We start from the raw sequence: 13,405 nt of genomic DNA, 5'->3' as shown, positions 1-13,405 counted from the left end.
ACAGACCGGTGCGGTGGACCAGACCGTGACGGCCCTGGACGGCACGTTGACACGCGAGGCCATCGACAGCAACGACTCCACGACGACCGAGAACGAGGTCGTGGACCACGCTGGCGAAGAAGCCCCCGACTCGGCATCGACGCCCACTCGACGGCCGGTAACACGGCCATCGATTCGCCCTACACCGTCACGGGCGACGGCGCGGGAACCGCCTTCTGCGTCCACGTGCAGCGCACCCGACCCAAGAAGCACGACCGACTGGTCCCGAGCCTCAGCGGCGGCGACGGAACAGCGATACCGGGTTACGCGTACGAGGTGACGAGCCGCAGGGGCGTCTGCTGACCCCCCTGCCCAGGCGTACATGGTGACCAACAGAATGCGGTCGGGACGCCAACTCTTTCCGCTCCCCGTCAGCCACTGGGCTGGTCCGCTTCGGTGATCTGCGCCGGCAGCGCTGCTTCTGCCGCGCAACCGAGCTGTCCGGCCAGGGCGCGGGACATGGTGCCGAGAATGGTCATCAGGTCCTGCCCGGTGGCTTTTGGGGAGGTCTCCCCGGGAGTGCTGTACAGGGTTGCTTTCACGTACGGAGTTTCTTTCCCGCCGCCCCGGGTGGAACACTTGAAGTAAAGTGCGGCACCTTCGGTTCCTTGAGTCTTGGCGTAGAGACCGAGAGAATAAAATTTATCCCCCGGGTCCCTCTTCTTGGGTGAGGGGTCTGGCTTTGTGTATCTGTCAGTGGCAAAGAAGTCCACGTGAATCAGTGGATAGCCGGTGCCGGTGTCCGCCTTGTAAACATAACAACTGTTGCGTTGTGTAATGTCGGCGTGAAGCATTTGGGCGGTCCGTGCGAGAGTGAAACTTTCGGGGTTGTCTTTGTAGTTCTCCGTGCTGTCTCTATAGTTTTCCCCGAACTTTTTAGTGGCGCCCATGCGCTCCAGAACTCTAGCCGCTGCCGCGTCCAACGTGAAGTCGCATACTTGCGTGGCGGTCAAATACGGATTCTCTTGCTCGCCGTCGCTGCAAGCGGAGACACTAGAACCGAGCAGCGCCGTTGTGCATGCTGAGATACATGCCATCGAATAACTTTTGCCGGGCTTTTGTGTACTGATTTTATTTGTTTTTTTCACGGACTCAATCCTCGTAAGGAGTGCGGCCTCGGTGTTCGTTCTCGTGGGAACCAACCCCGTAGTACGCGGACTCAATGTCGCTGGCCCACTTTTCTTTATTGGCGACTTCGGCACCGCCCTTGCTTCCGTTGACGTACGCAGAGTATGCGGAACCGAGCTGTTCTGCTCCCTTTCCGTAAAATTCAGTGCTCGTCATCTGAGCCTTCTCCGCGGGCTTTTGTTCCTTGTCGTCCACCGCGTGATCGACACCATGGCCGATGAAGGTATTCACTACCTGGCCGGCGGTGTCGGCAGCGACCGGCGCGATGACGAGCGCAGCTGCTGTGGAACCCGGCAGCGGAACGGCTGCAATTCCGCCTGCGACCACGGCGCCCGCCCCGACCTTGACCCAGTCAGAAGATCTCCCCAATGACTTGTTGGCCTCCTCCGCATCTCCCTTATAAGTTGTTTCGGCCTGCTGGACACGAGAGTTGTCGAGGATGCCCCGGACTTCGGCCCCGTTCATCAGAGCATCGTGGGCCCGCTCGATGTTTTGCTCACTCGTCGGTGGATGGGCGTCCATCGCACTGAGCGTGTACAGGTGCTGCGCAGCCGTGACGGCAGCGTGAGATGTCTCATTCTGACCGAGCACGCTCAAGAAATTGATCGCACCCTCTTCAGTGAAGTTGGCGCGTCCGTGATACTGCGGTGGGAAAGTGGCCTGATCGCGCATGTGATCCCCGACACCGGACAGGCTGTAGTCGATGTCGTCGATGTATGCGCCGGCCATCTTGCCGAGACTGTCGGCCAGTTCGGGTTGCTCGTGCAGCATCTTGGGGCCGTTCTCGCTGCCGTACAGGTACGACACCTGTTCCATGACCGCCGCTGTATCGGCGGTCCGATGTCCGCCGCCGGCTGCGATGATTTCTTTGACGTCCGTATCGTGCGCGAATCCAGTGGTGGCTGCCTCCAGAGCGTGGCCGAGCGCATCACGCCCTGCGACGTAGTCGTCGTCGCCTTGGAGCGTGGTGTCGGAAACCCAGACGCGCTCCTGCGTGAGGTACTTGAGGTGCTCGTTGACCTTGAAATTCTTGTCGTTCGGGTCACTCGTCACATCAGGCGAGGCGAAAAATTGAGTCGAGGCGTCGGGATTGTGTCCCAGTGCTTCGAGAAATCCTGTCATCGGGTCGCGGCCTCGGTCGTTCTTGTAGTCCCAGAAGTTCAGGTCCCCCTGATTCACATTGTTGACCCAGAGACTGACGCCCTCACCGTTGACTTTCTTGTCGTACCCGATGAGTTTGTTGCCGTAGTCGTTCAGGAACCGGTCGTCGTAGTCACCGAAACGCATGAGGTTACTCATGACCGCGAAACCAGTCGGGTTGCTCGCGTCATCAATGCCGAGTTGGTTCTCGCCGAGCCCGAGCATCTTGCTCTTCCAGGACGCCATGGCGGCGCTGTCGGAGAGTGTGGCCCGGCCGATCGTGATGCCCAAGTTCTTCTGCAGTTGCTTGGCCTGCTTGCTCCGGGCTGGGTCGTAGGCCGCCTGGTAGGGGTCGGCGATACCCGCCCAGAAATCGAGAAGCCCCTTGGGGCCGACACTCGTGGCGAACCTTTCAGCGAAAAGAGGATCGGTCTTGTACTTGACGAGAGCCGAGTTGAGCGCAGCCAGCTCCGTGTTGGTCACCTCGTGCGGATCCTTCTTCGCCACCCTCGCCATGGCCTCGGCGTCCGCGATCGCCTTCGCGGCGGAGTCCCGATCCGCGTAACTGGCGTCGGAGAAGCCCATCTCGCTCTGGTCGACGAGGGCCTGCAGAACGGTCCTGGCCGAGTCGTCGCTCTCGGCGGCCTTGTCGAGGATCCCCTGGATCTCGTCGCGAAGAGCCGTGATGTGACCCTTGTCGTCCTGGTCCATCGCCCTCCGTGCCTCGGGCGGAGCGCTCGTGGTGACCGTGAAGCCACCCTCGTAGGCGATGACCGTGAGGTTCTTCTTCCGGCCGCCGTCGATGGCCTCGACGAGTTGCCGGTGGTAACCCTTCAGCTCACCCACCGTGTCGCTGAGGATCTGGTGGATGCTCTTCGCCTGAGTGTGGGCGTCCGCGAACTCGCCGGCCGTCTTGCCGATGAACTCCTTGGACACCTCGGCGTTCACGCCGGCCCAATCGGCGTTGTCGGCACTCTTGCGCAGATCGTCCTCGGCGTCCTTCTTCAGGCCCTCGAGGCTCTTGACGAGCGTCGACCAGTCATCAACGGCGTCGTCGAGCAGCGCGAAGTTGGCGTCGCGGAGAGTGTCGATTTCCATGGATGCACGTCCTGGGAGTGAGACGAGAAGCAGGCTGAGGGAGACGCTGCGAGCAGCGGTGAGCGCGAGACGTGGCAGAAGACGTCCTCAGCGCCCCGCTACTCCTCTTTTTTCTTCTCGCCCGGAGCCCCGACCCTTTCGTCGAACCCGGCGTCCAGGGCGGCGATGCTGCTCATCTGGCGCTGGATGTAGCCCTCGTCGTTGTCGTGCAGCTTCTTGGTCACTCGCATGTGGTTCGAGATGTGGGCGCACGCGTCCATCAGGGACTTGAGCTGCTCCTCCCACCGGTTCGACACGTGCTTGAGCCCTGGGCCGAGCGCGAACCCCTGCTTCGACAGGTCGGCGGCGGCCGAGTCGCTGCTGGGCACGGCGACTCGCGCCTTGTCCCACAACTGGTTGTAGAGCCCGAAGGCGGCCTTGCCGATCTTGGTGAGTCCGTCGTTGGCGACCTTGAGGCCGCCGTACGCGTCCGGCCTGCGGGGGCCGCCGGAACCACCGCCCCCGTCCAGCTCGTTCAGCTGCATCTGCGTGGAACCCTGCTGCCGTTGCAGGGCGTCGGCCTTGAGCCGCTCCCACTCGTCCCATGCCATGGACGGTTGCCTTCCCCGTGTACAGGTCCGTCAGCGCCGTTGCCGGTCGGACGGCGCCCAGCGGCGTCCGGACCCCGGCACCAGTGAGCAACCCACCCGAGAGCACCGAGACGCTGCGGCTTCCATAACCCGGTTGCTGGCGTAAAGGTTCTGGGCGGATCCACCCGTTCCGGTCGAGATGACGGGTGAAGCACACCTCGATGTCGACATCATGTCCGCATGCGCGGTGCGATGAGAGCGCCGGCCGATCATCGGCCGAAAAGGCGCCTCCGGGGCACAGCCGTAACTGAGTTGGCACACATCACGATTGGCTCTGTCGTACCCGTTGGTTAGAGTGGCGATCACGACTGGTTTGCGAACGTAGGGCGCACAACTGGCCAACTGGTCGGCCTCGGCCGACGGTGTCACGGGGAAACGGGGAGGGAGCGACGTGCTTCCAGCAGACATGGTGGGTGGCGTGTCCGCCACCAGGGCACTGAACCTGGAAGTCGCCGACGAGGCGCTGACCACGTTCGTGAAGCGTGTGGACGGCGTACTGCGCGATCTGGAGGGCTCCGCCGCCCACCCCACGCGGGTCGGCGGCCAGACCATCAAACCCACGTCACTGAACAGCGGCAGCACGGCCGCCTTCCCGGAGGCGCACGGGCTGTACCTCCAGTACAACCGCGTCCATGAGGAACTGACCGCGCTCTCCAGGACGCTGCACCTGCAGATCGAGGCGATCGGCATCGCCGTCAAGGGTGCGCATGTGGGCTTCGACAACCTCGAAGAGGAACAGCGCCGTCGTTTCTGGACCATCCAGACGCAGATCGGGCAGATTCAGGACGCCAGGGCAGGCGAACAGCGCGCCAAGGGCGGGGACACCAGCGGGAGCCTGTGACGATGACCGACAAGAAGCACGAGGCGGACCTGGAGCGGGTCTCCCAGCAGAACTTCCTCACGGACTTCACCCGAGGCGTCGAGGAACGGCCCGCATTCGACCCTCTCAGCAGGCTGATGCGCACGGCGGTCGAATCGACCCCCGTCGGACAGGCCCTGCAGGGACGTACGAACTTCGAGAACCACAGCCTCAACGCCATGGTCGACCTGGTCGAACAGACCGACCCGGAGGACCTGGAGTCCTCGGGCAAGGCCCTGTGGTCGGCGCGGGACGCCATCAAGGACGCGGCCAAGGAACTGGACGGCCACATCGAAAGGGTCCACTGGGTCGGGGAGTCGGGCGAGGCGTTCCGCACGTGGGGGCGCTCGCTCGTCACCGACACGTACGCGTTGAGCGACTTCGCCGGCGGGGCGGGTGACCAGATCACCGCCGCGGCCGTAGGCCTGGCGGACGTCCGCAAGGCGATGCCCCCTCGCGACACCCGCGCGGAGGCCATGCGCCCCGGCCAGTTCCCGAAGGACGAGCGGGTCGAGAGCAACGACGAGTACACCGCGGCCCTGAAGGTGGAGAAGAACCGCCAGGAGGCGATCAACCAGATGAACCGGTTGTCGTCGTACTACGCGGTGTCCCAGGAGCAACTGGCCGCGCTGGAGCCACCGAAGTTCAAAGCGATGCCGGATGTGGGGGTGCCGAAGCCGAGAGACGACCAGCGAGAGGGCTGGCCCGAAGCACCGACTTACGGAACCGTTCAGGGAACCAGAGCAGAGGGTGTCGAGGGGCGCCGTCCAACAGCCGTTGTGGAAGAGCATGCTGCTGCTCCGCAGGGCGTGCGTGGTCTTGCGGTATCAGAGGATGCCGTCACGCACGAAAGTGTCGACTTCGGCGCCCCCGTGGGGACGACCATCGACAGCGTTGGCACACTGCCGCCCCCGGCAGCGACCGCCACGGGGCAGACGACACCTAGTGGTGTCCCCGGTGCCGCGAGTGGGTCGACCAATCCGGCCACAAACGGCTTTGGCACCCTGCTTCCTCCGGTTCTCTCGGGTCGTTCCGACGGGCGGCCAAGCGGCGCGCGCCCTACCTTGCCTGTCGCGGCTCAAGGGCGAACGAGTGCGGTCCGTGGGAGTGCTTCGGGCGTGGCGCCAGGACACATGGTGGGCGGAGCACCCCTGGGCCAAGTGGGTCGAGCAGCAGCTGCGGGAGCGACGGCAGCTCAGGGCAGGACCTCCCCACCCCAGTCGTTGCCCATGGGTCCTGGAGTGAGCGGTGGCACGCCGCGGGCCGGCGGTACCGCGACGCCTCGGGCGGCGGGCAGCACGGTCACCGGTGCCGGTAGCACAGGTGGCGTAGTGGGAGGCCGTCCCTCGATTCCTGCCGGGGGCCCAGTGAGAGGCGGGCAAAGGATCCCTCCGAGCACGGTGGCTGGTGCTGGGACAACCTCCGGTTCCCGGCCCGCGGTCGGCGGACCCGGACAGTCCGGTGTCTTCGGGGCGGCTGGTTCCCCGGCACGTCCCGGTTCGAGCGCAGTCAATGCGCGAGGAGGCTCGGCTGTGCCCGGAATCGTCGGAAACCCTGCTGGGCGACAATCCACCGCCAACGCAACGCGCAATGGCATGACTCAGGGTGGGGTCGGCCTGGTACGGGGCCCCGGTGGCCGTGGCAAGCCTGGTAAAGACCGCAGAGCAGAGAGGGCACAGCGGCCCCCGCGCGTGGCCGGAGACGAAGAGACGGGCGAACCCGGCAAACCGCGACACGATGCGCCACCAGTCAACTAAGCGCTAGCGAGGACTCACCACACCATGAAATCAGGGACACGTCGAGGGCGACGCGTACGTGCCATGGGCGCCGTCGTGAGCGCCCTGGTCACAGCGAGCGTGGCGTTCGCCCCGGGCGCTGCTGCCGCCGATGTCCAGTCGGAACAGTGGTACCTGGAGCCCATGCAGGCCGAGCAGATGTGGAAGACCAGCACGGGTAAAGGCATCAAGGTCGCGGTCATCGACTCCGGAGTCAATCCCCATACGGATTCACTCAAGGGACAAGTCCTCGCCGATGAGGTCCCCGAGAGCGTTGCTTATGGCGCCACCGACGACTACTCCGGTCATGGAACGACCATGGCTGAAATGATCGCTGGCACCGGAACGAACGGTCGCATCCAAGGGCTTGCACCTGGAGCGAAAATCGTTCCGTATCGGATCCAACTCGGAGAACGGTTGAAGGGTGAGGAGGAGCGAAAAACAGCTACAACGTTGGAAGCTCTCCAGGCGGTTGCAGACACCGATGCGAAGATCGTCAGCATGTCATTCGGTTCGCCGGCCTCCGACCCTGAAATCGAAGCTGCGATCAAGCGCATCGCTTCGAAGGGGAAGCTGATGATTGCTGCCGTGGGAAACCACGGTGATGAATACATCGAATATCCGGCCGCTTACCCGTACGTCCTGGGCGTCTCGTCCATCGACGAGTCCAGCAAAGTGTCGGACTTCGCCGCCCATGGTCAGTACGTTGACCTCGTGGCTCCGGGAGAAAACATCCCGTCATACTGTCGACCTGATTTCAGTACCTACTGTCACGGTCGGCAGGGCACGAGCTCGGCCACCGCCATCACCGCAGCCTCCGCCGCCCTCGTCTGGTCCGCGCACCCCGACTGGACCGCGAACCAGGTCACCCGCGCGCTGATCGACACGGCGGGTCGCAAGTGGCCGAAGGACAAGCCGACACAGAAGTCCGGATACGGGACCATCCGGCCGCGCGTGGTGCTCGCGGACCCGAACTATGACGCCGGTGACCCCTACTCCGATCCGCTCGGCAAGTGGAACAAGAAGGAAGGGGAGGAACTGGTGACGGAGATCAATCCGGCCTCTCCCTCCCCCTCTGCAACAGGCACGTCACAGGGCGCGGGATCCACTTCCGCGGACAAGGCGGCCGGAGCAGGATCGAAGACGGAGACCGTGTCCGCGGAGTCGTCGAACGACAGCAACACGCTGTGGATCGCCCTGGGCGCCGCCGCGGCGGTGATCGTGATCGGTGGGGTCACCTTCGGGGTGCTGCGCGCACGACGCGCACGGTGACACCGGCTCTGCCGCCCGCTCGTACCCGCCCGACTCGAAAAGACCGAAAGACCGAATCGGGCGGGAGCCCTCGTATCACCGCCGTAAGCCACTGAGCCACACCAGTTGGAATCCAGAACAGAGACAGGGAGGGCCGGCTGACCATGGCCGTCGACCAGAAACTCGAAGATGCAGCGGTAGTCAAGCTGCAGAAGGACATGTACGAGAAGTTCGAGAACATCCGGAAGCGGGTGCGCAGCCTCCAGGGTGTGATCGACAGCCTCGAGGGGCAGTGGCACGGCATCGGTCGTGCCGCGTTCGACACCAAGCAGTACGAGATCAACACGTCTCTGCAGAACATGGGTCGCGTCCTCGCCGACGTCATCGACGCGATGACCACGGCGCGCAACATCAAGGACAGCAAGGAAGACGAGGTCCGCGCCTCCGTGAACAAGATCAACGTCCTGGACGGCGCCCCCACGGTGCAGTCCTCCCCGTTCAGCTCGTTCTGAGCCGGCGGAATTCCCGGTCATCGGCCAACAGCACACACGAGCGAGACGAGGTAGACAGAGATGAGCCGTAACAACGAGGGACTGCAAGTCGGTTATGACGGTCTCGACATCGCGGCGACCACCATCGCCAACGAGGCGAAGCAGCTCGACGAGGACCTCCAGCAGCTCCGGCAGATGGTGGTCAACAGCAAGCAGTACTGGGCGGGTAAGGCGCAGGACACCTTCGACGAGAAGCTGCGGCGTTGGGACAAAGAGGCCAGCGACATCCACCAGGCCCTGATGGGCATCGGTCATGTCGTGGGCTCGTCCGGCGGTACGTACATGGAAGGCGACCTGGCGGCGTCCCGGTACCTGCAGTAATCCTTTTCCCGTACCCGGCCGTCACTCGTCGTGATCGCCGGATCGGACTGGGCTCCGCCGTCCCCAAGCCCGTACAACCGTAAGGCCCCTGGCAGGAACGATCTTGCAAAAGAAAGATCCGGCCGCGGGGCCTCACGTGTTGGAGGACATCACCTATATATCCCCACCGACGAGGACTGGCTGTATCCGGCGGCCCGCGAGACCGTCGGCCACTCGATGGTGGACCACCAGCGCGCATCCCTGATGGCCGACGCACTGACGATGGCTGTCGGCGGCAGCGGTCTCCAGCCCGGCTTTCTCCGGTGGATCACCGGCGCGCGCTGCCCGACCGCTTCCGCTTGCCTGGCGTCGCGGCGCGCTCCGGCCCGGGGAGGCCGTCCCTGCCTCCCCGGGCCGTCTCACCGCCGCTTCGGCAACCGCGGTCATCGGGCAGCCTCAGCCGAGTGCGAGTGCACGCAGCGGCGATGAGAGCCGCCGGCGTCGGTGGACCGTCAGAGCTCCTCCTCCGCCACGAGCCCCGTCTGCACCAACGGCCGCCCCCGCCGCCGGGAGACGAACACGCCCCGCCCCGGAGGCATCGGACGCGGACGCACGCCGCCCAGCAGGTCGCCCTCGGCCGGATCGCCGCTGAGGACGACGCCCTGCGCGCCGAGCTCCTTCAGCCGCTGCATGAAGGGCTCGTACCCGGAGCGGCTCGCGCCCGCGGTGGAGCGGGCGATGATGAAGCGCACGCCGACGTCCCGGGCGAGGGGGAGCAGCTCGGTCAGGCCGGCCAGGGGGTTGCCGCTCGACGTGGCCACCAGGTCGAAGTCGTCGATGACGATGTAGACCATCGGCCCCTGCCACCAGCTGCGGTCGCGCAACTGCTGCGGCGTGACGTCCGCGGTCGGTGTGCGCCGCTGCATCAGTTCGGCGAGCGCGTCCATGTGGTGCTGCATCTGGTTCGACATGGGGACGTACTCGGCCAGGTGCGAGGGCGGGGTCACGCCCAGCAGGGAGCGCCGGTTGTCGATGACGAAGAGCTTGCAGCTGTCGCCGTCGTAGCGCTCGGTCAGGCGCCGGATGAGCAGCTTCAACAGGTTCGACTTGCCGGACTCGCTCTCCCCGAAGATCAGGAAGAAGGGGTCCTGGTCGAAGTCGACGAACACCGGCTCCAGGTTGTCCTCGTCGAGCGCGAAGGAGACCCCCTGGCGGGGGAACCGGTCGCCCGGGGGGAGCTGGTGGGCCGGGAACTCCCTCGGCAGCAGGCGCACCGCGGGAGCACCTGGCTGCTGCCAGTGCCGGGCCACCTCGGTCCCGAGCGCCTGGGTCGCCTCCGCGAGGTCCGTGTCGGAGGACAGGCCGTCCATCCGCGGGACCGCGGCCATGAAGTGCTGCTTCTGCGGGGTCTGGCCGCGACCGGGCACCCCCGTCGGCACGTTGGCCGCGACCTTGCGGTCGAACTCGGAGTCCATGGGGTCACCGAGCCGCAGTTCCAGGCGGTTCATCAACTGGTCCTTGAGGTTGCCGCGGACCTCCATGGAGCGGGAAGCGGTGAGGATCAGGTGGATGCCGTAGCCGAGGCCGCGCGTCGCGATGTCCAGCACGACCGGCTCCAGCGCGTCGTAGTCCGTGCGGAAGTTCCCCCAGCCGTCGATGACCAGGAAGACGTCGCCCCAGGGCTGGTCGGTCACGGAGACGTCGCCCCGCGCACGGCGGGCGCGGAACTCGGCGATCGAGGAGATGCCCGCCGTACGGAAGTACTCCTCCCGGCGTGTCATGACGCCGTACACCTCGGCCGCCGTACGCCGCACCTTCTCGGGGTCCAGACGCGACGCCACACCGCCCACATGCGGGAGCCCCGCCACGGCGGACAGGCCGCCGCCGCCGAAGTCCAGTCCGTAGAACTGCACTTCGTGAGGGGTGTGGGTGAGCGCGAAGGAGGCGATGATCGAGCGCAGCAGCGTCGACTTCCCGGACTGCGGGCCGCCCAGGATCTGCATGTGGCCGGCCGCGCCACCGAAGTCCACCCACAGGGGGTCGCGACGCTGTTCGTACGGCTTGTCGACGAGGCCGACCGGGACGACGAGCCGGCCCGCGCCCTCGTAGCCGGGCTGGGTCAGGCCGCGGCCGGGCACCTCGGCGAGGCCGGGCAGCAGTGCGTCGAGCGACGGCGGGCTGTCCAGCGGGGGCAGCCACACCTGGTGCGCGGCCGGGCCCTGCGCCTCCAGGCGCCGCACGATGACGTCGAGGACGGTGTCGGCCAGCGCGTCGTCCGTCTCGTCGCCCCCCACGCCGTCGGACGCGTCGCGCTGCCGCGGAACCGCCAGGTACCGCACCGGGACCTGCGTGGCCGTGAACAGCACGGGCCGGCGGTCCACGGGCAAGGGGCCGTCGTACGACGCCGTCCGGTCGGTGCCGGAGCGGTACACGCCGGAGACGTACGCCGCCTTGAAGCGCACCATCTCGTCCGTACCGAACTTCAGGAAACCGGAGCCGGGGACGTTCGGCAGCTCATAGGCGTCCGGAACGCCGAGCGCCGCCCGCGACTCGGCCGCCGAGAACGTCCGCAGACCGATCCGGTACGACAGGTAGGTCTCGAGCCCGCGCAGCCGCCCCTCCTCCAGCCGCTGCGAGGCGAGCAGCAGGTGCACGCCCAGCGACCGGCCGATCCGGCCGATCTGCACGAACATCTCGATGAAGTCCGGCTTGGCGGTCAGCAGTTCGCTGAACTCGTCGATCACCAGCACGAGGGACGGGATCGGCTGCAGCGGAGCACCCGCGGCGCGGGCCTTCTCGTAGGCGTGGATGTTGGCGTAGTTGCCCGCGTCGCGGAGCATCTCCTGGCGCCGGTTGAGTTCACCGCGAATGGAGTCGCCCATCCGGTCGACGAGGGTGAGGTCGTCGGCCAGGTTGGTGATCACGGCCGCCACGTGCGGCATTTGGGCCATGCCCGCGAAGGTGGCGCCGCCCTTGAAGTCCGCCAGCACGAAGTTGAGGGTTTCGGAGGAGTGGGTCACGGCGAGGCCGAGGACCAGGGTGCGCAGCAGCTCCGACTTCCCGGAACCGGTCGCGCCGACGCACAGGCCGTGCGGGCCCATGCCCTCCTGCGCCGCTTCCTTGAGGTCGAGCATCACGGCCCGGCCGTCCTCGCCGACGCCGATCGGCACCCGCAGCCGTTCGGACTGCGAACGGGGTCGCCAGGTCCGTCGTGGGTCCACCGCCGCGGCGTCACCCAGATTCAGCAGATCGGTGAACTCCAGGTTGGACAGGAGCGGTTCGTCGTCGTCCCCGCCCGACGCCATGCGCAGGGGGGCGAGCTGCCGGGCCAGGGCCTCCGCCGCCTCGTACGAGAGTCCCTCGGCCGTGCCCTCGTAGACCATGCCGTGCGCCGACTCCAGACGCAGGTCCCTGGCGTGGACGACGAGGGAGAGGTCACCACGACCGGTGGCGAGGTTGCCGGGCACGACCTCCAGCACGGTCACGCCCTGCAGGCCCTCCGGACTCGCCAGCAGCGACGTCGGCGGCAGGGAGACGCCGTCGAGCACGACGACCAGGTGCGGCTGCTCGGGCACCGGCGGCCCGCCCGGGTGGAAGCGCGGACGGCCCTGGAGACGGGTGGAGAGCAGTTCCTCCAGCTCCACGGGGTCGGTGGTGACGAGGCGCATGCTGCCGGCGCCGTCCGTGGCCGTCGGACACTGCGCGTGGGGCAGCCACTTGGCCCACTCCCACTCGGGAGCCGACTCGCGTCCGGTGGCGACGGCGACGACCAGGTCGTCGGGGGAGTGCAGCGCGGCCAGGGAGGCGGTGACGGCACGGGCCGTGCCGCGCACGCTCTTCGGGTCGCCGCTGAGCGTCACGTGGTAGAAGGCACGCAGGGAGATCGCCATCGGGAGGGCGTCGAGGGTGCTGTGGGTGGCCACGAAGCGCTGCATGGCCCCGGCGGTCAGCGGCTCCAGCTGGTCCACCGGAGCGGTCTCCGGCGGAACCAGCGGAGTGGCCAGGGCCTGCGGGCCCAGACCCACCCGCACCTGCCCGAAGTCCGCGTCGCCGGCGCGCCGTTCCCACACCCGGCTGCCCTCGGCGACCAGGGCCCACAATTGCTCCGGTGAAGGGTGCAGGTAGTACTGGGCGTCGCGCTGGGCCTGCGCGGTCTCCTGGGTGGTGAGCCGGACCTGCGACAGATAACGGAGGTAGTCCCGGCGCAGGTCCGCCAGCTGCCCCTGGTTGCCGCGTCGGTAGCGGACCAGCATCGCGACGCCCATGGCGATGGTGGAGGCCACCATCACCATGCCCATGATCTTCATGAACGGCTGGGCCTGCGGATTGAAGAAGAACACCACGGACCCGCCCATGCCGAGCATGGGCAGGAGTTGCATCAGGGCGCCCTCCTGCTGACCGCGGGGCAGCTCCGGAGGCGGTTGCAGCACGATTTCGTTCGTGGGCACGTCCTTCGGCAGCGCACGTGGCGGACGTTTGACGACGATGTGACTCACTCGCACCAATTCCCTTGCCGAACGGATCCGTTCCGCCCGCCGCCCCGTGTCCGGCGAACGTCGATCGCGCTGCGCGATCCTACTGACAGCCGCTGACTCCGGTGGGCGGTAGGGTGCCGTGAGACGTGTGAGCAGTTGC

At 66.5% G+C, this 13,405-nt stretch carries 9 protein-coding genes; 5 read left to right on the top strand and 4 right to left on the bottom strand.

Going from position 1 to position 13,405, the window contains the following annotated elements:
* Positions 1-410: 410 nt before the first annotated feature.
* The 3 genes from ADK41_RS41805 to ADK41_RS26095 all read right to left on the bottom strand — a co-directional run bounded on the left by ADK41_RS41805 (position 411) and on the right by ADK41_RS26095 (position 3,995).
* Positions 411-1,127, bottom strand: a complete 717-nt coding sequence (locus tag ADK41_RS41805; protein WP_158717716.1) for a hypothetical protein — start codon at positions 1,125-1,127, stop codon at positions 411-413.
* A gap of 4 nt (positions 1,128-1,131) precedes the next feature.
* On the bottom strand, positions 1,132-3,405 hold the full coding sequence (locus tag ADK41_RS26100) for a DUF6571 family protein (protein ID WP_030834531.1): 2,274 nt from the start codon (positions 3,403-3,405) through the stop codon (positions 1,132-1,134).
* 98 nt (positions 3,406-3,503) lie between these two features.
* The gene (locus ADK41_RS26095) at positions 3,504-3,995 is read right to left on the bottom strand and encodes a hypothetical protein (protein ID WP_030834533.1); all 492 of its coding nucleotides are present in this window, start codon (positions 3,993-3,995) and stop codon (positions 3,504-3,506) included.
* Positions 3,996-4,425: 430 nt separating this feature from the next.
* On the opposite strand from ADK41_RS26095, the gene ADK41_RS26090 reads away from it, so the two are divergent.
* From ADK41_RS26090 to ADK41_RS26075, 5 genes are all read left to right on the top strand, one after another.
* A complete protein-coding gene (locus ADK41_RS26090; RefSeq protein WP_030834535.1) occupies positions 4,426-4,875 on the top strand; it encodes a hypothetical protein in 450 nt (149 codons plus the stop codon).
* 2 nt (positions 4,876-4,877) lie between these two features.
* The gene (locus ADK41_RS39770; protein ID WP_078662155.1) at positions 4,878-6,650 is read left to right on the top strand and encodes a hypothetical protein; all 1,773 of its coding nucleotides are present in this window, start codon (positions 4,878-4,880) and stop codon (positions 6,648-6,650) included.
* A gap of 63 nt (positions 6,651-6,713) precedes the next feature.
* Positions 6,714-7,940, top strand: a complete 1,227-nt coding sequence (locus ADK41_RS26085) for a S8 family serine peptidase (protein ID WP_030834538.1) — start codon at positions 6,714-6,716, stop codon at positions 7,938-7,940.
* Between the two features lie 143 nt (positions 7,941-8,083).
* Positions 8,084-8,431: a WXG100 family type VII secretion target gene (locus tag ADK41_RS26080; protein WP_030834540.1), complete on the top strand. Its 348-nt coding sequence runs from the start codon at positions 8,084-8,086 to the stop codon at positions 8,429-8,431.
* Positions 8,432-8,491: 60 nt separating this feature from the next.
* Entirely contained in the window at positions 8,492-8,791 is a 300-nt protein-coding gene (locus ADK41_RS26075; protein ID WP_030834542.1) for a WXG100 family type VII secretion target, read from the top strand.
* A gap of 491 nt (positions 8,792-9,282) precedes the next feature.
* Here ADK41_RS26075 and ADK41_RS26070 read toward each other — a convergent pair whose 3' ends face one another.
* Complete coding sequence (locus ADK41_RS26070) at positions 9,283-13,266, bottom strand: type VII secretion protein EccC (protein WP_030834544.1); 3,984 nt, start codon at positions 13,264-13,266, stop codon at positions 9,283-9,285.
* Positions 13,267-13,405: the final 139 nt, after the last annotated feature.

Origin of the sequence: Streptomyces caelestis, from assembly GCF_001279005.1 — a bacterium.
GTDB lineage: Bacteria > Actinomycetota > Actinomycetes > Streptomycetales > Streptomycetaceae > Streptomyces > Streptomyces heliomycini.
This window is presented reverse-complemented; position numbering and strand designations above follow the sequence as displayed.

Coding starts and splice junctions, on each gene's coding strand:
- ADK41_RS26100 (WP_030834531.1), bottom strand. CDS start 3,405: ATGGAAATCGACACTCTCCGCGACGCCAACTTCGCGCTGCTCGACGAC.
- ADK41_RS26095 (WP_030834533.1), bottom strand. CDS start 3,995: ATGGCATGGGACGAGTGGGAGCGGCTCAAGGCCGACGCCCTGCAACGG.
- ADK41_RS39770 (WP_078662155.1), top strand. CDS start 4,878: ATGACCGACAAGAAGCACGAGGCGGACCTGGAGCGGGTCTCCCAGCAG.
- ADK41_RS26085 (WP_030834538.1), top strand. CDS start 6,714: ATGGGCGCCGTCGTGAGCGCCCTGGTCACAGCGAGCGTGGCGTTCGCC.
- ADK41_RS26080 (WP_030834540.1), top strand. CDS start 8,084: ATGGCCGTCGACCAGAAACTCGAAGATGCAGCGGTAGTCAAGCTGCAG.
- ADK41_RS26075 (WP_030834542.1), top strand. CDS start 8,492: ATGAGCCGTAACAACGAGGGACTGCAAGTCGGTTATGACGGTCTCGAC.